General features: G+C 44.1%; 25 protein-coding genes. 15 read left to right on the top strand and 10 right to left on the bottom strand.

The window, feature by feature from the left end:
* Positions 1-86 precede the first annotated feature (86 nt).
* Positions 87-983 carry a LysR family transcriptional regulator gene (locus IGJ17_RS16055; protein WP_008381857.1) on the bottom strand — a complete coding sequence of 299 codons (897 nt, stop codon included), beginning with the start codon at positions 981-983 and terminating at the stop codon, positions 87-89.
* Between the two features lie 116 nt (positions 984-1,099).
* Here IGJ17_RS16055 and IGJ17_RS16060 point away from each other — a divergent pair, with 116 nt between their 5' ends.
* Positions 1,100-2,761: a malolactic enzyme gene (locus IGJ17_RS16060; RefSeq protein ID WP_429961634.1), complete on the top strand. Its 1,662-nt coding sequence runs from the start codon at positions 1,100-1,102 to the stop codon at positions 2,759-2,761.
* Between the two features lie 13 nt (positions 2,762-2,774).
* Positions 2,775-4,055: a 2-hydroxycarboxylate transporter family protein gene (locus tag IGJ17_RS16065; protein ID WP_086298859.1), complete on the top strand. Its 1,281-nt coding sequence runs from the start codon at positions 2,775-2,777 to the stop codon at positions 4,053-4,055.
* Positions 4,056-4,235: 180 nt separating this feature from the next.
* Here IGJ17_RS16065 and IGJ17_RS16070 read toward each other — a convergent pair whose 3' ends face one another.
* Together IGJ17_RS16070 and IGJ17_RS16075 are read right to left on the bottom strand one after the other, a co-directional pair.
* Positions 4,236-5,618, bottom strand: a complete 1,383-nt coding sequence (locus IGJ17_RS16070; RefSeq protein WP_176257016.1) for a lytic polysaccharide monooxygenase — start codon at positions 5,616-5,618, stop codon at positions 4,236-4,238.
* A 277-nt stretch (positions 5,619-5,895) separates the two neighbouring features.
* Positions 5,896-7,419 (bottom strand): flavocytochrome c, encoded by a 1,524-nt coding sequence (locus IGJ17_RS16075; protein ID WP_015510577.1) that lies wholly within the window; start codon positions 7,417-7,419, stop codon positions 5,896-5,898.
* Between the two features lie 481 nt (positions 7,420-7,900).
* On the opposite strand from IGJ17_RS16075, the gene IGJ17_RS16080 reads away from it, so the two are divergent.
* Complete coding sequence (locus IGJ17_RS16080; RefSeq protein ID WP_008381850.1) at positions 7,901-8,320, top strand: phosphate-starvation-inducible PsiE family protein; 420 nt, start codon at positions 7,901-7,903, stop codon at positions 8,318-8,320.
* A gap of 15 nt (positions 8,321-8,335) precedes the next feature.
* On the opposite strand, the gene IGJ17_RS16085 is transcribed toward IGJ17_RS16080, so the two are convergent.
* Positions 8,336-10,141, bottom strand: coding sequence for a sensor histidine kinase (locus IGJ17_RS16085; protein ID WP_086332775.1), 1,806 nt, complete (start codon positions 10,139-10,141; stop codon positions 8,336-8,338).
* Positions 10,142-10,194: 53 nt separating this feature from the next.
* Between IGJ17_RS16085 and IGJ17_RS16090 the strand changes: the two genes are divergently transcribed.
* On the top strand, positions 10,195-10,911 hold the full coding sequence (locus tag IGJ17_RS16090) for a response regulator transcription factor (protein WP_008381846.1): 717 nt from the start codon (positions 10,195-10,197) through the stop codon (positions 10,909-10,911).
* Here the strand turns inward: IGJ17_RS16090 and citG are convergent.
* The 3 genes from citG to IGJ17_RS16105 form a co-directional block, all read right to left on the bottom strand.
* Positions 10,888-11,751, bottom strand: a complete 864-nt coding sequence (gene citG / locus IGJ17_RS16095) for a triphosphoribosyl-dephospho-CoA synthase CitG (protein ID WP_260605075.1) — start codon at positions 11,749-11,751, stop codon at positions 10,888-10,890. The genes IGJ17_RS16090 and citG overlap by 24 nt on opposite strands.
* Positions 11,744-12,439, bottom strand: a complete 696-nt coding sequence (locus IGJ17_RS16100) for a GntR family transcriptional regulator (protein ID WP_005233081.1) — start codon at positions 12,437-12,439, stop codon at positions 11,744-11,746. The genes citG and IGJ17_RS16100 overlap by 8 nt, the downstream gene beginning before the upstream one ends.
* A gap of 116 nt (positions 12,440-12,555) precedes the next feature.
* Positions 12,556-13,902, bottom strand: a complete 1,347-nt coding sequence (locus IGJ17_RS16105) for a CitMHS family transporter (RefSeq protein WP_034872423.1) — start codon at positions 13,900-13,902, stop codon at positions 12,556-12,558.
* A gap of 431 nt (positions 13,903-14,333) precedes the next feature.
* On the opposite strand from IGJ17_RS16105, the gene IGJ17_RS16110 reads away from it, so the two are divergent.
* The 11 genes from IGJ17_RS16110 to IGJ17_RS16160 all read left to right on the top strand — a co-directional run bounded on the left by IGJ17_RS16110 (position 14,334) and on the right by IGJ17_RS16160 (position 22,873).
* The gene (locus IGJ17_RS16110; RefSeq protein WP_223347142.1) at positions 14,334-14,681 is read left to right on the top strand and encodes a hypothetical protein; all 348 of its coding nucleotides are present in this window, start codon (positions 14,334-14,336) and stop codon (positions 14,679-14,681) included.
* Between the two features lie 9 nt (positions 14,682-14,690).
* The gene (locus tag IGJ17_RS16115) at positions 14,691-15,104 is read left to right on the top strand and encodes an acetyl-CoA carboxylase biotin carboxyl carrier protein subunit (protein WP_140966066.1); all 414 of its coding nucleotides are present in this window, start codon (positions 14,691-14,693) and stop codon (positions 15,102-15,104) included.
* 23 nt (positions 15,105-15,127) lie between these two features.
* A complete protein-coding gene (locus IGJ17_RS16120) occupies positions 15,128-16,243 on the top strand; it encodes a sodium ion-translocating decarboxylase subunit beta (RefSeq protein WP_005233072.1) in 1,116 nt (371 codons plus the stop codon).
* 24 nt (positions 16,244-16,267) lie between these two features.
* Positions 16,268-16,393 (top strand): OadG-related small transporter subunit, encoded by a 126-nt coding sequence (locus IGJ17_RS16125; RefSeq protein WP_008381833.1) that lies wholly within the window; start codon positions 16,268-16,270, stop codon positions 16,391-16,393.
* A 12-nt stretch (positions 16,394-16,405) separates the two neighbouring features.
* Complete coding sequence (gene citC, locus IGJ17_RS16130; protein ID WP_086332776.1) at positions 16,406-17,401, top strand: [citrate (pro-3S)-lyase] ligase; 996 nt, start codon at positions 16,406-16,408, stop codon at positions 17,399-17,401.
* A gap of 12 nt (positions 17,402-17,413) precedes the next feature.
* Positions 17,414-17,722, top strand: a complete 309-nt coding sequence (gene citD / locus IGJ17_RS16135) for a citrate lyase acyl carrier protein (protein ID WP_005230465.1) — start codon at positions 17,414-17,416, stop codon at positions 17,720-17,722.
* Positions 17,710-18,597: a citrate (pro-3S)-lyase subunit beta gene (gene citE / locus IGJ17_RS16140; RefSeq protein WP_005230463.1), complete on the top strand. Its 888-nt coding sequence runs from the start codon at positions 17,710-17,712 to the stop codon at positions 18,595-18,597. The genes citD and citE overlap by 13 nt, the downstream gene beginning before the upstream one ends.
* 2 nt (positions 18,598-18,599) lie before the next feature.
* On the top strand, positions 18,600-20,132 hold the full coding sequence (gene citF / locus IGJ17_RS16145) for a citrate lyase subunit alpha (RefSeq protein ID WP_016613723.1): 1,533 nt from the start codon (positions 18,600-18,602) through the stop codon (positions 20,130-20,132).
* Positions 20,125-20,667, top strand: a complete 543-nt coding sequence (gene citX, locus IGJ17_RS16150; RefSeq protein ID WP_223347143.1) for a citrate lyase holo-[acyl-carrier protein] synthase — start codon at positions 20,125-20,127, stop codon at positions 20,665-20,667. The genes citF and citX overlap by 8 nt, the downstream gene beginning before the upstream one ends.
* Positions 20,664-22,055 carry an oxaloacetate decarboxylase subunit alpha gene (locus tag IGJ17_RS16155; protein WP_101699532.1) on the top strand — a complete coding sequence of 464 codons (1,392 nt, stop codon included), beginning with the start codon at positions 20,664-20,666 and terminating at the stop codon, positions 22,053-22,055. The genes citX and IGJ17_RS16155 overlap by 4 nt, the downstream gene beginning before the upstream one ends.
* Positions 22,056-22,333: 278 nt before the next feature.
* Positions 22,334-22,873 (top strand): DUF1697 domain-containing protein, encoded by a 540-nt coding sequence (locus tag IGJ17_RS16160; protein WP_142437246.1) that lies wholly within the window; start codon positions 22,334-22,336, stop codon positions 22,871-22,873.
* 78 nt (positions 22,874-22,951) lie between these two features.
* Here the strand turns inward: IGJ17_RS16160 and IGJ17_RS16165 are convergent, their stop codons facing one another.
* The 3 genes from IGJ17_RS16165 to IGJ17_RS16175 all read right to left on the bottom strand — a co-directional run bounded on the left by IGJ17_RS16165 (position 22,952) and on the right by IGJ17_RS16175 (position 25,766).
* Positions 22,952-23,638: a YoaK family protein gene (locus IGJ17_RS16165; RefSeq protein WP_429961603.1), complete on the bottom strand. Its 687-nt coding sequence runs from the start codon at positions 23,636-23,638 to the stop codon at positions 22,952-22,954.
* A 290-nt stretch (positions 23,639-23,928) separates the two neighbouring features.
* Positions 23,929-25,305, bottom strand: coding sequence for an MATE family efflux transporter (locus IGJ17_RS16170; RefSeq protein ID WP_142437248.1), 1,377 nt, complete (start codon positions 25,303-25,305; stop codon positions 23,929-23,931).
* An 80-nt stretch (positions 25,306-25,385) separates the two neighbouring features.
* Entirely contained in the window at positions 25,386-25,766 is a 381-nt protein-coding gene (locus tag IGJ17_RS16175) for a MarR family winged helix-turn-helix transcriptional regulator (protein ID WP_429960842.1), read from the bottom strand.
* Positions 25,767-25,986: the final 220 nt, after the last annotated feature.

Genomic DNA, 25,986 nt, shown 5'->3' on the forward strand with positions numbered 1-25,986 from the left:
GTTGAAAGATCCCTTTTATTTCAACATCCGAAGAACACACACCTGCACCATTTTTCTCTGACCTTACCTCAAGAAATCCCCACTCCTCACCCTTCCTCCTCCCAGGACAGCTCATCCAAGATCCTAATCAACTTTTGAACCTCTTGATTCAACATCGCACTCTTTAAATAGGCATATTGAATATAAAAAATTTCCTTATCTTCAGGGACTAGCGGTATTTTCACTAAGCCTTCCATTTCTTGAAACACAGGAAATTCCGTCATCAAGGTAATGCCGATATTGGAACTGACCAGCTGGCCAATCGTCTGGACGTCTGAAAAATAAAAGGGGACTTCCGGCTTCTTCTTTGATTTCTCACTTAAATTCTGAAAAGCGCGCATGTGGGTATAGCCTTTTTCCAATAGGATAAAGGGATATTCGGCAGCTTCTTCAAATGAGATTTCCTTTTTCTTAGCTAATGGGTTTTCTTTTGACACAAAAATAAAGAATTCTTGCTGATGCAATAATTTCACCTGCAGATTCGGGTGGACGAGGGGATTGACACTGCCCAGCAAGCTAAAATCGATTTTTCCTGATAATAGTTTTGAAAGCAATTCATTGGATCCCCCAGATACCAAGTGAAATTTCGAAATAAAGCGGATGATCTCTTTTTCATCTAAGAGTTTTGAAAAGACTTTGGAACGAATGATCGGTGGCAGGCCGATGTGGGTCCGATTGTTTTTGGCATGGTCGATGGCTCTGTCTAAGGTCACAAATTCATCTAAGATATATTGTGCATGAGCCTTCAAAATTTCCCCTTCCGTGGTCAATGAGATGGAGCGATGTGAGGCTTCTCGCACGATCAAATCACAGCCATAATGCTCTTCCAAGCGTTTGACAGCGTAGCTGACGGTTGGTTGACTGACCGCAAATTTATGCGCCACTTGGGTAAAAGAAAGCATATCTGCCAAAGCGTTAAAGTATTCTAAATCTCGTATATTCATCGTCTGATTCCTCCCTTAACCGGTTTAAACTAGCAGCGGTTTTGTTATAAATAATTTTTATTATACCACCGATAGTTGACTATAATTCTGTCCGAGGATTAAAGTAGCTAATGGAAATGAACGAGTACTCAAAATATATCCATTGGAGGAACATAATGAAAGCACATGACATCTTAAATAACCCATTTTTGAACAAAGGAACCGCGTTTACACAAGAAGAACGAAAAGAACTAGGGCTGATCGGTTTATTGCCCCCACACGTGCAAACGATCGAAGAACAAGCAGAACAAGCTTATTTGCAATATGTCACCAAAGAATCAGACATTGAAAAACGTCACTTTTTAATGGAAATCTTTAATACCAATCGGATATTGTTCTACTATTTGTTCAATCAACATATCGTTGAATTCAATCCGATCGTCTATGATCCAACGATTGCTGATACCATTGAAAATTACAGCCGCCTATTTGTGGATCCTCAATATGCAGCATACTTAGATATCAATCATCCAGAGAACATCGAAGAAACGTTGAAAAATGCCGCTGGCGATCGGGACATTCGCTTGATCGTAGCCACAGATGCTGAAGGGATTCTTGGGATTGGTGACTGGGGTGTCCAAGGTGTCGATATTTCTGTCGGTAAATTGATGATTTATACAGCAGCTGCTGGGATCGACCCTGCTTCTGTTTTACCAATCGTGATCGATGCCGGTACCAACCGTAAAGAATTGTTAGAGGATCATTTGTATCTAGGCAATCGTCAAGAACGTGTCTACGGTGATGCCTACTACCAATTCATCGATCAATTTGTTCAAACGGCAGAATCATTGTTCCCTAAACTTTACTTGCATTGGGAAGACTTTGGCCGTTCAAATGCTGCAACGATTCTGGACAAATACAAACAAACAATTCCAACTTTTAACGATGACATCCAAGGAACGGGAATCGTTGTACTTGGCGGTATCTTCGGTGCACTGGATATTACAGGTGAAAAATTAACGGATCAAGTCTACTTATGTTATGGCGGTGGTTCCGCTGGTGCCGGGATTGCCAGCCGTGTCCATGCCGAAATGGTCAGCGAAGGACTTTCAGAAGAAGAAGCCTACAATCATTTCTTTATGGTTGACAAACAAGGGCTTTTGTTCGATGATATGTCCGATTTGACTCCTGCACAAAAACCATTTGCCAAAAAACGGGCTGACTTTGCCAATGCTGGCGATATGTCGCAATTGATCAATGTCATTAAAGTCGCAAAACCAACGATTTTGGTCGGTACTTCAACCAATGCGGGTGCCTTTACCAAAGAAGTTGTGGAAGCGATGTGTGAAAACACTGCTCGTCCAGTGATTTTCCCTATCTCGAATCCAACCAAAAAATTAGAAGCAACGGCTGAACAAGTAATCGAATGGTCTGATGGAAAAGCCTTTGTGGCAACCGGTGTCCCTTCAGGAACGATCCAATACAAAGGGGTCGACTACCAAATTGGTCAAGCAAACAACGCCTTGATCTATCCTGGTCTAGGGTTAGGTATGTTGGCTTCAGAAGCCTCTCTCTTGACCGACGAAATGATTGGTGCCGCTGCTCACTCATTAAGTGGTTTGGTTGATTTGAGCCAACCCGGTGCACCTGTTCTCCCACCATTTGAATACGTTGCGGACGTTTCTATCAAAGTGGCTGAAGCAGTTGCCAATAAAGCCAAAGAACAAGGACTAGCCCAAGCGCAAGAAACCGATATGGCAAAAGCTGTCCAAAATCTTAAATGGTATCCAACATACTAGGAAGGTCTGAAAAATGAATAAATTAAAAACGATGACGATTTCGGGAATTAGTCTTCCCTTGTATCTCTTTTTCATGGTTGTCATATTCAGTGCGATTGCCTTAGACAAGTTGCCATTAAATATGGTTGGGATCACCATTTTACTGGTTGCCTTAGGACACCTGCTGTATTTCATTGGGGAAAAACTCCCGATCATGAATTCTTATCTTGGCGGTGGGTCAGTTTTTACCCTGCTTGGTGCCACCCTTTTGGCCTCCTTCCATCTCGTTCCCACGAAAGTCATTGACGCGGTCAGTGACTTCATGGGGGGCGGTTTTGGTTTTCTTGATTTCTATATTGCCGCTTTGATTTGCGGCTCGATTTTAGGTATGAACCGCAATTTGTTGGTGAAGGCTTCTACGAAATTCATTCCTGTTGCTTTGATCACCATGGTAGTAGGCTTTTTCTCCGTCGGCCTTGTCGGTATGCTGCTAGGCAATGGCTTTGCTGATTCGGTGATGTATGTGTCTCTACCAATGATGTCTGGCGGGATGGGGGCGGGAATCACCCCACTTTCACAAATTTATGCTGATGGCTTGGCAAACGGCAATCAAGCCGCCATCTTTTCTCAATTAGCGCCAGCAGTTACTTTCGGGAATATTCTTGCCATTATTGGTGCTTTATTTATCGCAAAGGCCTTTGCTAAAACCAAATACAATGGCCATGGCACCCTGATCAATGCCACGAAAGAAGAATTAGAAAAACCAAAAATAACGCTTGATGTCCAACAAATCGGGGTCGGGATGCTGTTTTCCTTTTCACTGTTGGTCGTTGGTGCGATTTTAAGCGACTTTTTCCCTAAAATTCACGAGTATGCCTTTATGATCGTGATTGTCTTTATTCTGAAAGCCTTGAATATTGTCCCTAAGAAACTCGAAGATTCTGTGGTGATGTTCAACAATGTTGTAATGACGAATTTGACCCACGCGGTTTTGGCGGGGATTGGTTTGGCATTGATCGATCTGTCAACACTGGCCTCTGCCTTTACATGGCAATTTGTCGTGCTTTGCCTAACCAGTGTCGTATCTATGGGGGCTGCCAGCTGGTTCTTCGGGATGGTATTGGGGATGTATCCCGTTGAAACCGCAATTGGCGCCGGTATGATCAACAACTCGATGGGGGGAACAGGTAATATCGCTGTATTGTCTGCCTCTGATAGAATGGAAATGATTGCTTTTGCCCAAATGGCCAACCGTTTATGCGGTGCGATCGTGCTGATTCTAGGTGGAATCTTGATCCGTTTCTTCTATTCTTGATCTAAAACAAAAAACAGGTGCTGCTACGCATGATGCATAGCAGCACCTGTTTTTGCATTCCTCAAACGAATTCGTCCAATTGGTTGCACGAATCGAACAAAGATTCAGCCATTCACTCATAAAAGAGCCAAAAAGAGCAGTGCCTCCGCACTGCTCTTGCTTTCCTGATTCATTCAAGGGTTACAGCTTCTTAAACAAGGTTGGTGCTTGATCAGGAGACCAAGTGGTGTCCCCGTAATTTGAGTGGGTGTTAATCACGACATAATTGCTGCCTTTATGGCTCACGATTTCACCACTTGTATACACTTCTGGTGCAGAGAATGTACCTAGTTTCCACACACGGTATTCTGACTCCCCGCCTCCAGGTGTTTCCGTTTCTTCTTTGGCATTGGTTTTCACGCTCAGCTGGTTACTGAAAGCGGATTGTTCGCCCGTTTTGCTGATTGCTTTGATTTGGTAATTGTAGGTTGTATCCGCTGCTAGATTCGTGTCTTCATAGGTTGTTCCTGTGGCCGTAGCAATTTTGACGCCATTGCGGTAAACGTCATATCCAGCGATCCCATTTGTATGAGTCGATGCTTGCCACATTAAGGAAACGCTGCTGTCTGTCACGCTCATTTGGTGCAGGTTGCCTGGTGTCGAAGGGGTTTCGACTTGATTGTCTGCTGAGGTAGTCACTTTCACTGCAGCACTTTTTTCTGAAACTAACGCAGTAAAGCCGACTGCTTCTACTTGATAGCTATAGGTTGTGTTGGCTTTTAATTGTGTGTCGGTAAAAGTTGGCTCAGTAGTCGTTGCCACTAAGGCACCATCGCGATACACGTTGTATTCTTTCGCATCGGTTTGACCGTTCCATGCTAAAGCCACCGTGCTGCTAGTCACTCGTTCTGAGCGGACATTTGCCGGTGCTGCTGGTTTTTCGGGAATGACCGTTGAGCCGGAAACGTTGACGTCGATCACGTTATAAAAGGCATTTGGCGTATCGGCAACATCCCAGACCGCTAAAATGACATGGTAACCGAGACGATTTTCTGGAATGGTAATGGTATGGCTTGGGCTATTGCTGGCAGCCGAACCATCGTGATTCACAGTAGCGATCAATTCCAAGCTATCTCTTGAAAGTGGCGCGTTTTGATCCCAACCTGGTTTCGTGATATAGTAATGCCATTTTGTGGTCTTGTGAGGCGCTGTATAGTGCCAATTGACCCGCAATGGTCCTTGATTGATGTCTTGTTTGGTCCAACGATTGGTTCCTTGTTCATCAAGAACAAAGTCCCCGATTTGTCCGAGTCCACCATCTGCCGAAGCGATACGACCATCTACTGGTCCTGCTTCTGGAAAGCCCTTTTTGGTTTCCAATGATTGTGGGTTTGAAATGACATTGCCATATTTTTCAAACGCAGCGCTCCACCCTAACGTATTGCGATCCAAAGACCCTTGATAGCCCCGACTGACCGGTGATTCCACATAACCATGAGCAAATACTTGTTTCCCCGTGAAGAACAAGGTCCCTCCAAGTAAGATTGCCACCCCGACCGACCATTTTACCAATGCGTTTTTCATACTCTGCCTCCTAAAATTTTTTATCATCGAATAAACCAATCCTATCCGTTTATTCCTTGATTCCGATTCATTGAAAAGCAAACCCTACATTTATAAATAGTTTATTTATATATGTATGATAAACGACTTAATCATTATAAGATTATAATGACTAGTTTTCCGTCCTTTCAGTGAGAAATACAAAAAAACTTGAAACGATTCTCCTCCTAATCACTTAAGAGGATTCGTTCCAAGTTTCTTTCTTTATAGACGATCTTTTTTAGGAAAAAACAGCCGCCTATTTCCCATTTTCTTTCACATAGTCAGAGGATTGCGCGCCTGCTTGGCGACCAAAGACCATAATGTCGGCTACAGCATTGCCGCCGATTCGATTTTGTCCGTGGATACCGCCGGTCACTTCACCTGCTGCATACAAGCCAGTGATTGGTGTGCCATCTTCTTTCAACACTTGGGTCTTCGTATTGATCTTGACGCCGCCCATTGTATGGTGGATCCCAGGTGCAATTTGAATCGCATAGAATGGTCCTTCCGTCAAATCATAGTCCATCGCCGTTTCACGACCGAAATCTTTGTCGGCTTTGTCTGCCACTGCTTGGTTCCATGTATCTAAAGTTTTCTTCAAGGTTGCTGGATCGACATCAATTTTTTCAGCTAACGCTTCGATGGTGTCAGCTTCTACCACTACACCTTGTTCTTTGTAGTAATCGACTTGTTTGGCTCTACCTGCTAACGCATTGTCAAAAATCAAGTAGGCATAGCTTTCTGGCAGATCTGTGATGGCAGCTGAAACATTGTCGCGGGTTTCTAATTCATTGTAGAAACGTTCTCCTTGTTGGTTCACCAAGATGGCGCCTTCTCCACGAACGGTTTCACTGATCAACATCCCTGTATCTTGAACCACTGTTGGATGGACTTGGATTTGATCCATATCAACCGTTGCGCCGCCTAATTCTTCGATCATCTTGATACCATCGCCTGTACTTCCTTCAGAAGTCGTGCTGACATAGCCTTTCAGATCTGGACGGTATTTTTCGATCAGTTCTTTGTTGGAGCCAAAACCACCAGTAGTAACAACAACTGCATCACCAGCGATTTCTTTTTCTTCGCCATTGATTTTCACGTTGACGCCAGTGACTTTGCCGTCTGTTTCATTGATTTTTGTCACATCAGCATTTACAAATAAAGGAATTTCTTGCTCATGAATGTTTCTCAACAGGCCATCCACCAAATACGTACCGACTGCTGAACCGTCATGAGGACGATGGATCCGTTTTACACTGGCACCACCGCTATAGCTGATATTGTCTAAAGTGATCCCCATTGAATCCAACCAATCAATCGCTGAAGCAGAGTTGTCTACTAAATAATGCAGCAGATCTTGATCGTTGGTTCCTTTACCACCTTTTAGTGTATCTTCAAAAAATAGTTCATTGGAATCTTCAATGCCTTGGGCTTCTTGGAACTTGGTTTCTGATGCGTTCATTCCGCCAGAAGATTTCAAGGTATTTCCGCCTGCGATCGGCATTTTTTCTAAAATGACTGGATTCATTCCAGCATCTTTAGCCGACAAGGCTGCTGCCATCCCTGCACCGCCAGCACCAACGATGACGATATCATATTGATCTTTTAACTCTGCTGGATCGGTATACTCTTGTTGGGAAGCACCTGAAGTGACTTCACTTTCTGAAGAAGAGCTTGCCGCACTGCTGCTGGCTTTTGTTCCGCCATCGGCACCACATGCACTAAGCAACAATAATGAGGCTGCCCCAATCACCCATTTTGACCATCCACTTTTTTTCATTTGTTTCCCTCCGTTTTTCTTTTTGCCCTTTTCTCCTCACTGATCCCCGTCATATATGATGAGAAAAGAAGCATTTTTCTTGCGAACCCCGCTTAACTTGTTACTTTATTAACAATGGTAAACATCTTGCGATCGGACTATTTTTCCATTCGATAGCGATAAAAACATTGTTTAAGCAACATTTCAACAGAGTTCTATTTTATTTAACCATTGTAACAAAAAAAGAAACTAAGTGTCTCGTAATAATTTGTGTATATTTTAACTATTCATTCTCATTTTTTTCTAATTTTATCGGAAAAAGATACTATATTTTCCTCGCTAATTTCTGCTATTCAAAGCTGCCACAAAGGTCCCGCTCATAGAATGACCGTTAAGTTCGCGGTCAAAAAGATATTGCCGCGATTGTTCTTTCACTGTTCTTTTCCCTTTGTCCTGCGCCTTCTTTTGTATAATAAAAGAAAAAGCAGAAATGGAGTGGCAAATGGAAAAATTGACCCGGATGTTCGAGCGAGTGATCAGTATCTGTATTGATAGCATGTTAGCGATCTTAGTCGTTGTCGTCTTGATTTTTATGGGAAAAGCGATTTTTATGATCAGCACGACGCTCTTTCCTTTAAGTGAAGCGCCCCACCTGTCCTTTTTGATTGAAGAAATTGCCACGTTATTCATTTTGTTAGAAATCATTTTGATGTTGCTGCGGTATATGAAGGACGGACACCATATTCCCGTCCGTTACTTGATTTTGATCAGTATTACTGCGATTTTGCGCGAGCTATTGCTGACGCAAGGCATGGCGAACGATGCCCTATTTTTTGCTCTAGCGATTTTTGTCTTGGTACTGGTCTTGCTAGTCCTGCAAAAAATCAATGCCTTCCAGCATGCCCAAGAAAAAGACCACTGAAACCATCCCATTGGATCAGTTGGGTTCAGTGGCTTTTTCGGGATCAGTTAGAGGAATACCAATATAAAAGGTGGTTCCTTTAGGCGTACTTGTAACATCGATCAACCAGTCGTTTTTTTCCACGATCGAAGAGACAGTAAAGAGTCCTAGACCAGTACCGCCAGTGGCACTCTTGGTCGTGAAAAAGCGGGTAAAGATTTTTTCTTGGATTGCTTCTGGTATGCCGGGACCGTTGTCGACGATTTCGATCAAAGCAAACTCCTGTTGTGCGGAGAAAGCTTGCTTACGAAACGGAAAGGTGGCGCTCTCTGTCGAAGTGTGACTCAATCGAATGCTGCAATCGGCATTTGCTTGGTACACATTCATCAACAAATTGTAAATGATGACTTGCAGATCGATCTTCTCGTAGACGGCATATCCTACTTCTTGGATATCATACGTAAGGGAAAAGGCTTTTGGCAACAGTGCGCGCATAGTATCGATGGCTTCTGTCAAGGTAGTAGCAATCGACTGCACAGTTTTATCGGCACTTTCGAGTTTCGAAAAACGCAGCACATTGCTGGATAACTCTTTGCCTTTTTCCGCCGCTTTGCAGACTTCTTGCAAGTCCTCCACTAAGACTTCATCGTGTTGGTTTTCCTCGATCAGCAATTGCAGATGACCAATCATAGGCGTCAAAAAGTTGTTTAGGTCATGGACGATTGAGGTCGTTAGCAAGCCAATGGTTTCCAGTTTTGATTCTTGCAAAATGTTTTTTTCGATTTCGTGCTTTTCTTTTAACAGCCGTTGTCGTTCTTTCAATGCTTGGTTTTCGACATAGGCTTGATTGCGTTTCATGTAGTTTTTGATCAGTACGGTCAATAAAATCATAATGACAAACAACAAACCCAGCAGGCCGATCAAAATCAAGTTGTCTTGTAAGAAGAGACCGCTTTGCTCCAAAAAATCGGCATTGCTGGCGACGATCAGCCGACTGTCGCCGATGGTGATCCATTGATAAGCAGCCAATTTCAGCACTTTTTGCAGTGTTTCTTCGTTCCACCAATAAGAATAATAGACGGAGGTGCCTTCTTCATTGTCGATTTGTTCTTGCTCCAAGCGCTCAAGATCGGTGAAATCCAGCTCTGGAAATTCTTTTTTGCGGCTCTCAACGATGGAAAAACCAATTTGTTCGTCCGATGGGTGCATAACGATCCGCATATCGGCGTTTTTGACCATCGTATAGCCGGAAACATTGCGATCGGTGGTAAATTCATGATGATACATGCGCTGCAGATTCAAAGGCATCACAAGAACCGCTTCTTTGTCGTCAAGGGTTAGGGACTGATACACATTTAAATAGGCCTCTTTACCATCGAAATAGACTTGCCCATTTTGTACCTGCCGACCCGCCAATACTTTGTCTAAGGATGGATCTTTAAATAACAGTTCCTGCATCGTTGGATCTTGTGGTTTATTTATAGACGTTGCGGTATTTTGGGCGATGACCTGACCTTGTTGGTCGATCAAAAACAATCCGACCATGGCATTGTTCGCAGAATTGATCACTGGTAACGTTAAGGGGCGCTGCAAATCAGCCAAGGCGGCGCCTTCGAGGTGGTCATCGGCATAATTGGTAAGAGCCATGTGGTACGATTCGATACTGCGGCTGATCAGCTTGATCGCCGCTTGATTGACCGTTTCCAACTGCCGCAACCCGACGGTTTCAGCTTGTCTTTGTGCGCTTTTATAACTTGTAAAGGTAAAAATAAGTCCAATCAGTGTAATGAATAAGGTAGCGACCACACTTAAATACAGCCAAAACTTTGATGGCGGTTTCATTGTAAACCCCTTTCATATTTACTATAATACTATTGATACAGGAGGCGGATATTTTGCGAGATGAAAAAATTTTAATCGTTGATGATGACCCTGCCATTCGGCGGCTGATTTGGAAATCTTTACAGTCGACGGGTATTCTGATCTACCAGACCGATTCCGTTGAAAAAACGATTGCGATCAACTCTCGTGTCAGCTTTGATCTTTTTTTACTGGATATCAGTTTAGAGCATGAAAATGACGGCTATCATTTGGCACAACTGATTCGGGAAGAAAACCCCACGGTGCCGATCGTTTTTTTGAGCGGAAAAAGTGACGAAAAAGACATGATCAACGGCTATGAGATTGGCGCCGATCACTACATTACGAAGCCTTTTTCACCGGCACTCTTAAAAGCACAAATCGTTTCGATTCTTGATCGCCGCAACGTGCTGCGAGAAAAAGGGATCGCCAAACCGGAAGGCGATCTGTGCAGCGGCATGTTTCGTTTTGACCAAAAACGCTATCAGTTTTTCAAAAATGATCAGCCCATCAAGTTGTCTTCAAAAGAAATCATGCTGATGCGCTTTTTCATGGAAAATCCGGATCAAGTGTTCTCGAAAGAACAGATTTACAGCAATGTTTGGCAAGATGGCCAATTCGATGCCAATACCGTGATGGTTTTTATCAATCATCTGCGAAACAAAATTGAAGATGAGCCGAAGCAAGCCCGTTTTTTGAAAACCGTTTGGGGGATCGGCTATACCTTTTTACCAGAAGGAGACGCCTTCTAGCTGCAAGAAATAAAGGGCCAAGGCTAAAAGATCCGCCGACCCGCCAGGACTCAAATGGCGTGCGATCAATACTTGATCATAGGTCGTTAATTCACGAAGCAAGTCTGTATCCGACAGATTGGCTTGGTGAATTTTTTGCATTTCCTGCTGCACGGTCTTCATCGCCTCGTAGCCGCCTCGGTGGACGAGGTTGCTGTCTTCGGTTTCACTCATTAGATAGACCAACCCTCGCAACAAGGAAACGGAGGTTTTTTGTGGTTGCTGCCGTAAGTACTCCAGCAATTTTTTAACCGTTGGATAACCAGCTGCGGCTTCTCCACGAATCCCCATCGTGCCGTAGGTCAAATAATTTTTTTCTCCGTAAGACAACTGGTCTTTGTGGGTGATTTGCTGCAGGTCTTGCTTGACCAAATGCTGGCAGATGTTGGCGGCAAGCCGCAGGATCTGATTAGTATCTTCAGCCGTCAGCACAGCCTTGTCATGCTGTTGATAATAGACTCCTGTCGCCCCCAACAAAACTGCAAAGGAAAAGTTCGCCCCTTTGTGGGTATTGATGCCTTTGGTTGCCTGAAGCATCGCTTCTTCTGCTTCTTGACCGATCCCACGTAACTGGTCAAACAGCTGGATCAGGGCGCCTGTATGGGCAAAGCCAGCTTGGCTATAGCGCTGAAAAAAAGGCGCCAAACAAGTGATACTGTTGATAAAGGTAAACACATTCATGTCCTGATGCGCACCAGAGGAGCAAGGATCTACTAAACCAGGCTTGGGTGCTAACGCTACCTCATAATGCAGCGCATTGACTGCATAGCTGCTGGCGATAAAAAGACGGGAATCAGTCAATTTTTCTTCGCTCCATTTCAGCAAGAATAAATTGCAGGGAGTGATCCAAATGTTCATGGGTCAACAACGTGATCTGTTCCGTGTCATTGGTTCTCATGCCGCGATAAATCAGCCAATGTTCCGCCAATGCCGCATCCCTTCTTCTAGAAGAGCGAATCGCAATGTCACGAAAATACACGAGGTACGCTTGCAGATCCAGCACGATACTTTTTAACCGCAGCATCTGGCTTTTTTCGTAAATAAACGCATTGAAGTCAGAAAAGTTTTTCAAGACCCCATCCACATCATCCTCACGATTCAGCTGTTCGCCATGTTCTAACAAGCAGCGCATCTCCCGGAAATCTTCCTCACTCATCAAGGCCATTGCTTTGATAGTCGCCAATGTATCCAATGATTTGCGGATATCGTAAATCTCATAAGCATCTTTGATACTGATCCCTTTTACGACGATGCCGATTTTTGGTACGTGTTCCACCAGTTTTTCAGCCACCAGCTGAGTCATGGCGTAACGAATTGGGGTCCGGCTGATGTTTAACGTATCGGAAAATTCTTTCTCATTGATGCGAGAGCCTGCGGGAATGTCTCCTAAAATGATGGTTTTTTTGAACGCTTCATAGATCAAATCTTTTAATGGTTTATTTTTGGTCAGATCCAGATTTTTATTTACTGCATCAATAATTGGATTCATGATTTACTCCTATCATACTAAAAACAAATGAGATTTTTGGGAAAAAATAGATATATCGATAAACAAGGAAAACTACCGAGCAAAATGGCAGCCTGCTCGATAGTTTCTTTATGAAGTTACTGTGGAATATAAAACGGCATATGACCTAATAGTACGATCGTAACGACAAAGATCACGAAAATCCCCAGTGCGTATTTCGCCGCTTCTTTTTGCCATTGCCCCATATCTAAGCCAGTCAAGCGCAATAGCAAGTAGATGAAGGCAACCAATGGACTTAACAAGTGGAACGCTTGGCCCATTAAGGACGCCAAGGCCATCTGCATATTGGTGAAGCCATACGAACGACCCGCTTCTGCTAAGACCGGTAGAACCCCAAAGTAAAACCCATCATTGGAAATAAAGAAGGTCCCAGGTGCGGAAATCAGGGCGATAACTAACCCCCAGAAACCAGCCAATTGTTTAGGAATGATTTGCGTGAAACTATTCGCTAAGGCAGTAGCCATCCCAGAGCCTTGGAACAAGCCCATGAAGACGCCCGCTGCAAAAACTAAAATTACGACTTGCACAGCGTCGCCGCCGTTGGCACCGATCCGTGACGATTGATCTTTCAAAATTGGGTAGTTGACCATCAATGCGATACAAGTACCTACAAGGAATAACAAGATTGGTGGTAAAGCGATACTAGAAATAAAGGAGCTTGCTACTAACCAGCCAATCAAGACGATCGTTAAGATACCGTTGAAGACAAAGTTTTTCGGACGGCGGATCGCTAATGTATCAGGATCAGTCACAGTCGTCATTTCTAATATCTCATCGTTCGTCAGTTCCGTAACCCCTAAACGTTTCCGTTCTTGGATCCCCATTCTGCGAGCCACGAAGAAAATCACATATAACAGAGACAAAATCATTCCTGGCAACAAATAAGAAAGAATATCCGCATCAACTTCCAGCACGGCCATTGCTCGGGCAGTCGGTCCGCCCCATGGCAATAAGTTCATGATGGTGTTTTGCAAAATGATCAAGACACCAAGGTTCATCATTTTCATATTCAGCTTCTTGTAGATGGGAATAAACGCAGAACAACAAATCAAGGTAGTGGTCGTTCCATCACCGTTCAAAGAGACCGCAGCGGCAACGACTGCCGTTGCCATCAAGACTTTCATCGGATCGCCTTTAGCAAAATAAATCATTTTTTTCGTGATTGGATCAAACAAACCGGCATCCAACATAATGGAAAAGTACAAAATCGCAAACAGCAACATGATTCCTGTGTTGGCTGTTGTCGAGATGCCCTCAAGGACAAAATCACCGATGTTGCCTTTTTCGGAAACACCAGCAACCATCGCAACGAGGGTAAATAGTAATGGGATAATTACTAAGGATGTAAAGGGTGACATTTTTTTCTTCATGATGACAAACATGAAGACAATAATCATGGCATAGGACAAAATTGTTAAGAACATTTTCTTCTTCCTTTCATGCATCGAAATGTGTAAGCGTTATCAAAAAACATTTTAAAAAAATTACAGGCCCGTAATTTGTTAGCGACAAGCGTCACTAGTTTGTGAATATTTTTCTTTTCTTAAAGGAAATAATGTTATTGAATGCTTTACACGTCTAAGAATAAACAATCAAGAAATAGAAAAAAAGACCCGTTTAAAAAAAGAACAGCAAAAAAACAATTTCTCTTTTCAAATCTTATTTTTCGTTTAAAAAGTTCTTAACAGAATATTAACGCAAGAAAAACCTTGATAAATCAACGTTTATATCGGTTTTTCACTCTTTTCTCAAAAAAGGAACACTGAAAAAACAATTTTCAGCCGAAATAAATCTCGCTGATTGAACGGGAGTTTCTATAATGAAAGGGAACGAATCATTGAGAAAGGAGAAACCCATGAATCTTATTAAAAGATTGTTCAAAAAAACGCATGATGAACCAGATGCGCCTGTCAGTCCTCCTCTGAAGCCAAGGGAAATGATAGCGGACCCACCCGCGTCTGATTGGCAAGAAGTGTCGGGCTATCAGCCGGCGCCTGCAGAAGATTATCCGTTAGTCAGTCTGATAGCCGCCGCACTAGGTGCCGAGTGTTCCCCTGAAAGTCAGTTTGTCATTCGAAGAATTGAGAAACGCAATCCTGAATTTAAGCGAGTCACCCTGATTGCCGCCAGTATCGCCGCCGGAGAGCTATCAGATTCTCAGTTCACAATCAAAAAAATAGCCAAAAAAAATGAAAACAAGTGAGGGAAAAACATGTTACGTAAATTTAAAATAGCGATCGATGGGCAAGAATACCTTGTCGAAATGGAAGAAATCGGTGCCCCGCAACCTACCGCTCCTGCCCCAGCAGTGCCAACACCGGCTCCAGCAGCGGCACCTGCTCAACCAGAACCAGTCAGCACACCAGAACCAGAAGTAGCACCACAGCCAGCGCCAGCTACGCTTCCTGCTGACGGCGAGCCGATTCATTCTCCAATGCCGGGAACGATTTTACGTCTCTTGGTCAATGTGGGGGATACTGTGCAAGAAAACCAATCATTGATGATTTTAGAAGCCATGAAGATGGAAAATGAAATCGTGGCACCAAAAGCAGGAACCGTTGTTGCCATTGCAGTCAATGCGGGCGACATGGTCAACCCAGGAGAACTGCTGATTACGATCGGCTAATTTATTGAAAAGGAAGTGACGTAGTGGAAACGTTAATTGAAGGTGTAGTCGGGTTAGGATCGGAGCCGGGACGGATCGTTATGATGCTCATCGGTGGTCTATTGATGTATTTGGGGATCAAGAAAGAATATGAACCAACCTTGTTGGTCCCTATGGGATTGGGCACGTTGTTAGTGAACTTCCCGAACTCAGGTGTGTTAAGTGCTGGTGGAGAAGCTGGCCCGTTCCAAGTATTGTTTGATATGGGGATCTCAACTGAATTGTTCCCTTTGCTTTTGTTTATCGGGATTGGTGCGATGATCGACTTCGGTCCATTGCTGCAAAATCCATTTCTTTTGTTGTTTGGTGCCGCTGCACAATTCGGGATCTTCTTTACGATCATCGTTGCCGTGCTGCTTGGCTTTGATTTAAACGACGCGGCTTCCATCGGGATCATCGGTGCCGCTGACGGACCAACGTCGATTTTTGTCGCAAATACGCTGAACTCGAAATATATGGGTGCGATCATGGTGGCAGCTTATTCTTACATGGCGCTAGTACCAATCATTCAACCGGTAGCCATCAAAGCAGTGACGACCAAGCATGAACGAAAAATCCGTATGACGTATCGTGCCGGAGAAGTTTCGCAAACGGCAAAAATTTTGTTCCCGATCGTGATCTCGATCGTAGCAGGGTTGATTGCTCCTGTTTCATTGCCATTGGTCGGATTTTTGATGTTCGGAAATCTCTTGCGGGAATGTGGTGTCTTAGATCGTTTGTCCATCACCGCTCAAAACGAACTGGTGAATATCATCAGTATCCTCCTAGGTTTATCAATTTCTGTGAAAATGCAATATGAAGAATTTTTACAAGTCGATACATTGATGGTTATTGGTTTAGGGCTGGTTGCCTTCATTATGGACTCGGTCGGCGGCGTGTTGTTTGCGAAAGTGCTGAACTTGTTCCGTAAAGAAAAAATCAATCCAATGATCGGCGCAGCCGGAATCTCTGCGTTTCCAATGTCTAGCCGGGTCATCCAAAAAATGGCGACAGATGAAGATCCGCAAAACTTTATCTTAATGCATGCAGCCGGTGCCAACGTTTCAGGACAGATTGCTTCGGTCATCGCCGGTGGCTTACTGCTGGCACTGATTGCTTAGGTCACTAGAAAGGAGAGGAAAATTATGAGTCAAGATTTACTGACTTCATTTGAATTGTTGTTATTCGGTTGGGGCGGCGTCTTTGTCGTGATCCTGATCATCTACTTCGCATCCTTGCTTTTGTCGAAGCTCTTCCCAGTAAAAAAATAAAGAAGGCATTGTATGTATACCCTAAAAAGAATCTGGCTGCAAAAAGATCCGGAAGTCTTTTTGCAATGGCAAAAATTGATCACCCGTGCTGGCTTAGCCGTCGGTGAAGAAGTTGCCTATACCGTCGGCATTTTTGACCAGCAAACCTTGATTGCTACTGCTTCTTGCTATGCCAATATCATCAAGTATGTGGTGGTCTGTGAAAAAAAACGCTCCGAACAGCTGTTGACGCAATTGATTTCGCACCTTAGCGATCATATCAAAGACGAGGGCTATACCAAGTCCTTCGTCTATACAGCACCGAAAAATCGTCTGTTTTTTGAATCTCTCGGGTTTCGTGAAGTGCTCGCTGCGCAAGACATCTTGTTCATGGAACAAGGCGTTCCTTCTTATGAAAGCTATGCCCAACAACTGCAACGGCAGCGAATCGGACAAAACAACGGCGCGATCGTGATGAACGCCAATCCTTTTACCAAGGGACATTTGTACTTAGTTGAAACAGCTGCGAGTCAAAAAGAGCAGGTTTATGTGTTCGTTTTGTCAGAAGACCGCTCACAGTTTTCTGCCAGTGAACGGCTGCAGATGGTGACGGAGGGCTTGGCTCACCTGTCAAATGTAACGGTGCTGCCGACCAACAACTATCTCGTCTCTTCAGCGGTCTTTCCCAGTTATTTCTTAAAAGAGCAAGCACCTGAGGCGATTGCCAAAAAACAAGCCGCCTTTGATGCAACCCTCTTCAAAGAAAAAATTGCCCCGCTGTTGGCGATCACCACGCGTTTTGTAGGCTCAGAGCCTTACTCACCCGTGACCCAACTCTACAATGAGGCAATGGCTGCCGTTTTTTCTCCCGAGCTTGAACTGATCGTGATCGACCGTCTGAAGATCAACCAATCAACCGTTTCGGCTACTAAAGTTCGGAAAGCGATTGCAGAAAAAGATTTACTTTCCTTGCAGCAATTTTTGCCAGAAACAACGTTCTCATTTTTAATGCAGCATAACTATATTTAGAGGTGATAATAAGTGGAAATCAAAAAAAGTGCGGTTGCTGGCTCTGTTGAATCCAGTGATATCTTGATCGCGATCGAGCCCACCACAACCCAAACCATCGAGCTGACCCTCGATAGCAGTGTCGAAAAACAATTCGGCAAACAAATTCGCGCCGTCATCCTTGAGACGCTGAACCATCTAGGCGTGACACAGGCCAAAATCACTGCCACCGATAAAGGCGCATTGGACTGTACCATCAAAGCCCGAACTCTGACCGCCGTTCATCGGGCCGCCGAACAAGAACAGTATGCTTGGAAGGAGATCGACACATGGAACGTTTAAGAAGAACGATGATGTTTGTACCAGGAGCCAATGCTGCCATGCTACGGGATGCGCCATTGTATGGCGCCGATTCCGTTATGTTTGATTTAGAAGATGCGGTCTCCTTGAATGAAAAAGACTCTGCTCGGACCCTGGTGCATTTTGCCTTAAAAACCTTTGACTATTCTGCCATCGAAACCGTCGTGCGCATCAACGGCCTCGACACGGTGGGTGCCCTTGATATCGAAGCGATGGTCCTAGCGGGGGTCAACGTCATTCGACTACCGAAAACCGAAACCGCCCAAGATATCATTGACGTTGCCGCTGTGATCACACAAGTAGAAGAAGAAAACGATCTGCCTGTAGGAACCACCAAAATGATGGCTGCCATCGAGTCGGCCGAAGGCGTTTTAAATGCCCGAGACATCGCCACAGCTTCCGACCGCTTGATCGGGATCGCTTTAGGGGCAGAAGATTATGTCACCAATATGAAAACCCGTCGCTACCCAGATGGGCAAGAGTTGTTGTTTGCCCGCAGTATGATTTTGCATGCAGCTAGAGCTGCGGGGATCGCCGCCATCGATACCGTCTTTTCTGATATCAATGACACAGATGGCTTTATCGCTGAAACGACCCGCATCAAGCAGCTTGGTTTTGACGGAAAATCAGTGATCAATCCCCGGCAGATTCCCCTAGTTAATGGGATCTATGCGCCTTCAAAAGCCGAGATCCAACAGGCCAAAGAAGTGATATGGGCCATTCGTGAAGCCGAAAGCAAAGGTTCTGGTGTGATCTCCTTGAATGGCAAAATGGTCGATAAACCAATCGTTGAGCGAGCGGAACGCGTGATTGCCCTTGCCAAAGCAGCGAAATTGATTACCGAGGAGGAAGTGTAATTATGGTGTTAAACAAAGCAGGAAAAGATATCCCTGAATGCTATGCCACCCAATACGGGGTCTTCGAAAATGAAACAGCCAATATCCATGCCTACAAAGAAGCGAGTCGCAAGATCGAGCCAGTCCTGCCGGGCAAAAGCAAGGTCTTGGGCAGTATTCGTGAAGCCATTGAAAAAACAGGGTTAACGGACGGCATGACGATCTCCTTCCACCATCATTTTCGCGAAGGGGATTTTATCATGAATCTCGTTTTAGACGAGATCGCAAAAATGGGCATCAAGAATCTTGCGATTGCCCCTAGTTCCATCGCGAATGTCCATGAACCATTGATCGGACATATCAAATCTGGGGTCGTGACCAATATCACCTCCAGCGGGCTGCGGGACAAAGTCGGTGCCGCAATCTCCGAAGGCATTATGGATGCCCCAGTCATTATCCGTTCTCATGGCGGTCGGGCTCGTGCGATTGCCGCCGGCGATATCCACATCGATGTCGCCTTCTTAGGGGCCCCTAGCTCAGATGCGTATGGCAATGCTAATGGCACCGTCGGAAAAGCAACCTGCGGCTCACTAGGCTATGCGATGGTCGATGCAAAATACGCCGATCAAGTCGTGATCATCACCGACACCCTGGTGCCGTTTCCAAATACCCCAATCAGCATTCCCCAAACGGATGTCGATTATGTCGTGGAAGTCGACGCCATCGGTGATCCTGCAGGGATCGCAAAAGGCGCGACCCGTTTTACCAAAAATCCAAAGGAATTACTGATTGCTGAGTATGCAGCCAAGGTCATCACCAGCTCGCCTTACTACCAACAAGGCTTCTCCTTCCAAACCGGAACAGGCGGTGCCGCATTAGCCGTTTCTCGTTTTTTACGCGAAGCGATGATCAAAGATGAGATCAAAGCCAGCTTTGCCCTCGGCGGCATTACCAATGCCATGGTGGAACTGTTAGAAGAAGGATTAGTGGAAAAACTGATCGATGTCCAAGACTTTGATCATCCTTCCGCGCAATCGCTAGGGAAAAACGCCAATCATTACGAGATCGATGCCAATATGTATGCCTCACCGTTAAGCAAAGGGGCGTTTATCAATCAATTGGATACCGCCATTCTTTCCGCACTGGAAGTCGACACGGATTTCAACATCAATGTCATCACCGGTTCTGACGGTGTGATCCGCGGTGCCTCTGGCGGCCACTCAGATACTAGTATGGCGTGCAAAATGAGCTTAGTGATCGCTCCTCTTGTGCGGGGACGGATCCCAACGATCGTCGATACCGTCAACACGATCGTCACTCCGGGCGCCAGTATTGATGTTGTCGTTACGGAAATCGGGATCGCCATCAATCCTGCTCGCAAAGACTTGATCAGCCATTTTGAAGCATTGGATATTCCCCAATACACCATTGAAGAGCTAAAAGAAAAAGCCTACAGCATTGTCGGTCAACCCGAACCAATCAAGTACGGGGAAAAAACCGTCGCTTTGATCGAATACCGCGATGGCACGATCATTGATGTGGTCAAAAATGTCTGATGCCCTATTTTCAGGAACCCCTGTGACGCTAATCGACATGCTGCAGGCACGAGAAAATAGAAGCTCGCTTCAACGGGAGCTTCTCGCTGCGGATGAAAAAGCGGCATTGCTTGTTGCCACCATGAATATTCCCGGTCCCGTGAAAAATTCTGCCCCATTGACCGCCGTTTTTGAAGAACTCATTACGGAAATCGAAGAGGCCGTCAAGGAACTGATTCCACTGGCAAACCTCTACCGTAGTTTGGAAACTGGACCGGAATATTATCTCGTACTACCCACAGATCCTTATGAACTAAAACGAATGATGGTTCAGATTGAGACCCATCATCCTTATGGTCGATTGGTGGATCTGGATGTCTTAGCCAAAACCCAAGACCAGCTTTTACCTATCAGCCGCACCGAAATCGGACTGCCGACAAGAAGCTGCTACGTCTGTGAACAAGATGCCAAAGTTTGTGGCCGTTCTAGAACTCATAGCGTAGCAGATATGCAGCAGCAGATCCGTAAAATCATTCAGGAAAGAGTGAAAGAATGAAAAAAATCCAATTTACCGAAACCGTCTTGCGGGACGGCCAACAAAGTCTGATCGCTACACGAATGCCTACCAGCGATATGCTACCGATTTTAAAAACCATGGATCAAGCAGGCTATCATGCCCTTGAAATGTGGGGCGGCGCAACCTTCGATGCTTGTCTGCGTTTTTTAAATGAAGACCCATGGGAAAGATTGCGCGCAATCCGCAAAGAAGTGAAAAAGACCAAACTACAAATGCTCTTACGGGGACAAAATCTCTTAGGCTACAAAAACTATGCCGATGACGTCGTTGCTGACTTTGTTACCAAATCGGTTGAAAACGGCATCGACATTCTTCGTTTGTTTGATGCCTTAAATGATGTCCGCAATTTAGAAACCGCCATCCGCGCCACAAAAGCAGCCGGCGGACACTGTCAAACAGCAATCTCTTATACTACTAGCCAAATCCATACGGTGGATTACTTCGTCGACCTTGCCCATAAAATGGCAAACCTCGGCGCCGATTCCATCTGTATCAAAGATATGGCAGGCGTTTTGACACCGCAAACTGGCTACGAGCTGGTCAGCCGAATCAAAGATGCCGTCGATCTACCGCTAGAAGTCCATACCCATGCCACCAGCGGCATCGCTGAGATGACTTACTTAAAAGTTGCGGAAGCCGGTGCAGACATCATTGATACCGCCATCTCCTCCTTTGCTGGCGGCACCAGTCAGCCAGCAACCGAATCTGTGGCAATCGCCTTAGAAGATTGCGGCTTTGCTACGGGACTTGATTTGCAGAAAGTCGCTGAGATTGCTGAACATTTCAATCCCGTTCGTGATCGCTTCCGTGAAGAAGGACTGCTGAATCCAAAAGTCAAAGATATTGAACCTAAAACCTTGATCTATCAAGTACCTGGTGGCATGTTGTCAAACCTACTCAGCCAATTGACGGAACAAGGATTGCAAGACAAGTATGAAGAAGTCCTAGCAGAAGTACCAAAAGTCAGAGCAGACTTGGGCTATCCGCCACTAGTGACCCCATTGTCGCAAATGGTCGGTACCCAAGCCTTGATGAATGTGATTTCAGGAGAACGTTACAAACTTGTCCCAAGTGAGATCAAAGATTACGTCAAAGGACTTTACGGTCAATCGCCAGCACCCATCACCGACGAAATCAAAGAAACAATCATCGGAGATGCCGAAGTGATCACCGTCAGACCAGCTGATTTACTGGCACCGCAACTGCCAGCCTTTCGGGAAGAAATCGCTGAGTATGCCAAAAGCGAAGAAGACGTGCTGATGTACGCCCTCTTCCCTCAACAAGCCCAAGACTTTTTAGGCCGACGAGAAGATCCCTTTTATGATGTCCCCGTACAGACCGTGTCTGTGAGGATTGCGGTGGATTAGCAACGAAGCCAGAAACAGAGAAAACGACTTAAAGTGACCCTCACAAATTCGCTTGCTTGAGCAAATTTGTGAGGGTTGTTAGCATTTACGGATATTTTCATCTTCATTTTTACTAAACCGCCAAGCTCGAAAGCCCCGCGCTGTATCCACCTCGCCAATAATCTTGTATTAGTCGTTTCTCGCTCACGTATTTTGGGTAGCTGAGAAGCCAGGATTGTGCTTCCGCTCCATCCATTCTATAATCAGCTAAAAGAAGGGGTTTAAAGGAGGGGTTATCCATGCAACGATACATCGCTTTATTAAGAGGCATCAATGTCGGTGGAAAGAACAAAATTTCTACGAAAGAATTGAAAGCCGGTTTTGAAGAATTGGGGTTTAGCAATGTGGTCACTTATTTGAATAGCGGCAATGTGATTTTTTCCAGTGAAGAGGATGATCCACAAGCCCTTGTCGAAATGATTCAAGCAATGATCAAACGGTACTTTTCCTTTGATATCGCTATTTATATCATTCGCCAAACAGAGCTGCAGGAACGCTTGACCCATATACCTGACTGGTCAGGAACGGAAGATAAAACCATCTATGACAACCTGATCTTTTTGATGCCTTCACTGTCCTACGAGGTGTTATCTGAAAAACTCGGGGCTCCGAATGCCACCCTTGAACAGGTTTTTCCTTACAAAGACGTCGTCTTCTGGTCTTACCTCCGCAAAGACTATCAAAAAACCAATTGGTGGAAAAAAACAGCCAGCACCAGCGTCGGCAAACAGATTACGATTCGAACCATCAATACCGTACGGAAGATTGCGGAGCTGTGAGGACATTCTAAAAAATATTCCTGTTTCAGCTTATAAGAAAAACCGTCAGAAGGAGTCCCTCTGACGGTTTTTCTTTGACTATCGAATCGTCTTTTTCGCTTGATGGATTTCAATAAAAAGTGCCAGCAGAAACGTGAAGGTTACGATCCAAATTGAATATTTTTTCAAAATAAGACTGATAAAGGCTAGTAAACAAGCACCAATGACAAATGAGAGCACGACGATCGTATAGTTATGGGCATTGCGTTTTTGAAGCGACGTTTTATTCCGTGAGGTCAGATACAGATACCATTCATTTAGCATTTTCCGATAATTTCCTGAGGTCATCATGATCGTATAAAGATTTCCTTCGATTTGCGTTCCAGTAAACGTCAGCATCAGCAAGCCACTGCCAAAAGCAAGCAGACCAATTTTAAAAAGGTGCAAGTTTTGAGACAACAATGGAATGATCAAGCTCGATAAAATAACAGGTAGCATGGTGTAACTGCGCCAATAATGACTGAAATTGCTGCGCTTTAGAAGAATACCTAATAAAAATCCTACCGTAAACAAAATGATCGATACGATTTTAGGCAGCATTTGCTGCCAATTATATTGGGATAAATTCGAAGCCATCAAAATAATGTTCCCCGTCTGAGTAGCAACAAATCCATGAAAGTAATTATGAGAATAGACATCTAATGCCCCACCTGAAAAAGCCATTAAAATCGCAAACAGACGACTGTTATTCGAGACAGAGACAACTTTATAAATTTTTTTTTGCATAGTAGATTCCTCAATCGCTTGATAATTTTGCTAATAGCATTTGTTTTAGACGCTTTTCTTCTATTGATACATGAAAAAGATCGTTTATCCTTGAAATGGAGTTTTTTTCAATAGTAAGTATAACAGAATCAACATCTCCTCTTACTTTAACGAAAAGGAAATATATAGCAAGTAAAGAAGCCCAACGAAATTTGCTTCGTTGGGCTTTCCTTATAGGATGTTCGAAAAGAAACCTTTCGCTATCTTTTCAACCAGAAACCAATAGTTCAAACGTACCTGCTTCTTATATGCTACTGGTTTTGCATGGCGGGCAGATCATTCTTATTTAGTTTATTTAGATAAGGAATCATCATTAAGACACCCGCAACAAACGCGATACCTTCTGTAATCGTCATTGACCAAATCAATCCATCCAATCCATAGAAATGATGCAGCAATAAAACGATCGGAATAAAGAATGTTCCTTGAATCGTGGACATCACTCCGGTCTGAGCACCTAGTCCAGATGCCTGAAAGATGCCCGTGAATAAACCAGAGAAACCATTAAAGATCGAAGAAACCAACTGTGCCCCTAAAATCGTTAAGCCAACTTGGATCACACGAGGATCACTTGTAAATAACCCCAGCACAGGCACTCGCAACCAATACACAATCAATGCAAAAAGGATGGAGATCCCACCTATCCACAAAGATACTTCTTTCAGTGCTTCTTTCACTCGTTTCGTGTTATGGGCAGAGAAACTGTAGGCAAATAACGGTATGACGCCCAAAAATAGACCCATTGTTAAAAATTCCGGTAATTGCGTGATTCGAACAGCGATACCAAAGCTAGCCACAACATTGTCTCCATATTCAGCAGAAAAATTGTTCAATAATAATGTGGTGACGATCATGAAAGCTGATTTAAACAGCTCGGATATCCCTATTTTATAAACTTCTAGCTGATCTTTGATTGAAAGTTTCATGTTCTTTAAAAAGCCCTTCAATGTCTCGCTTTTCGTTTCTAGGAACCAGACATAATACGTTGTTGAAGCGATATTCGCAATCACCAGTGATAGCCCTGCACCGATCACATGTAGGTTAAAGACGAGAATCAATAATGCATCAAGTAGGATACTCACTGCAACACTGACAAACATGCCATACATTGATTCTTTTGATGCCCCTTCTGAACGCACCAATTGTTCCAAAGCAAAATTTAAAATGAACGATGCTCCACCAACAAACAAAATCAGTGAATATTGTTTTGTATACAAAAATGTCTGCCCACCTGCTCCTAGTAAATGAATAAATGGATCCATGAAAATTACTGCGACAATCCCTATGATTACACCGAGCAGGATGCTCGAGTAAAACGCATAGCCGGCAACTTTCTTGCCCTTTTGAGTGTCTCCATTGCCTAGTAGTCGTGTGATATAGCTTCCTCCACCAACACCCAGCATGTTCCCAACGGCCATCAACAGAATCGTAATGGGCATCGCCAAGGTAATCGCCGACATCATATTGGTATCATGGATCAATCCAATAAAATAGGCATTAATCAAATTATAGATCGTCGTGGTTGAAATACCAACCATCATCGGGATCGATAAATGGGCAATTGCCTTTCGCACCGGACTTTCGCTTAAGTAGTAAATATTGGATTCATTCATTGTGACTTCTTCCATGATGATTCCTCCTTCTATTAGATAGTTAACTGTTAGAATTCTAACTTTAAGGCAATAAGCAGTGATTGACTGCTTATTGCTCATAGACTTTGATCGATTTTTCTTAACAAACGAGTCAGTTCTTCGACTTCTTCTGCATTCAGTGCTTGGATCAGTTCTTTTTCTGCCGCATAAAAAGCTTCATTGGTTTGATCAATCAACGCTTTTCCTTTAGGTAAAACGTATATATTTTTTTGCCGCTCATTATTTTTTGGGATGCGGCGCTCGATATACCCTTTTTTTTCTAACCCTTGAAGCATACTTGTGATGCTGGCATCACGACGTTGAAACACTTGGGCCAAATCCTTCTGAATCAAGCCTTTGTCTTCATTTTGTGCGATATACGCAATCATTCTTCCTTGCTGTTGACTGATATCCAGGTCTTTTATACGCATTTCCATCGATTCCCGTGACTTATTCATAATGGAACGCATCAAATTCGATACGATCAGTTCCTCCAAAACGACTCCCCCTTTGCCAAATGTTAGATATCTAACTATTCGAAAAGAATATACACCGGTTAAAAAGGAAAGTCAATAAAAAGATTCGCTATCTAATAATTAGTTCTCTAATTATTTTCAAATCCAATAATGGTAGTAAGGCTCAGGGAGTTCCACACTGTGGAAAAGTTACTCACAAAAG

The sequence above is a fragment of the Enterococcus sp. DIV1096b genome, from assembly GCF_050498765.1.
Lineage (GTDB): Bacteria > Bacillota > Bacilli > Lactobacillales > Enterococcaceae > Enterococcus_D > Enterococcus_D entomosocium.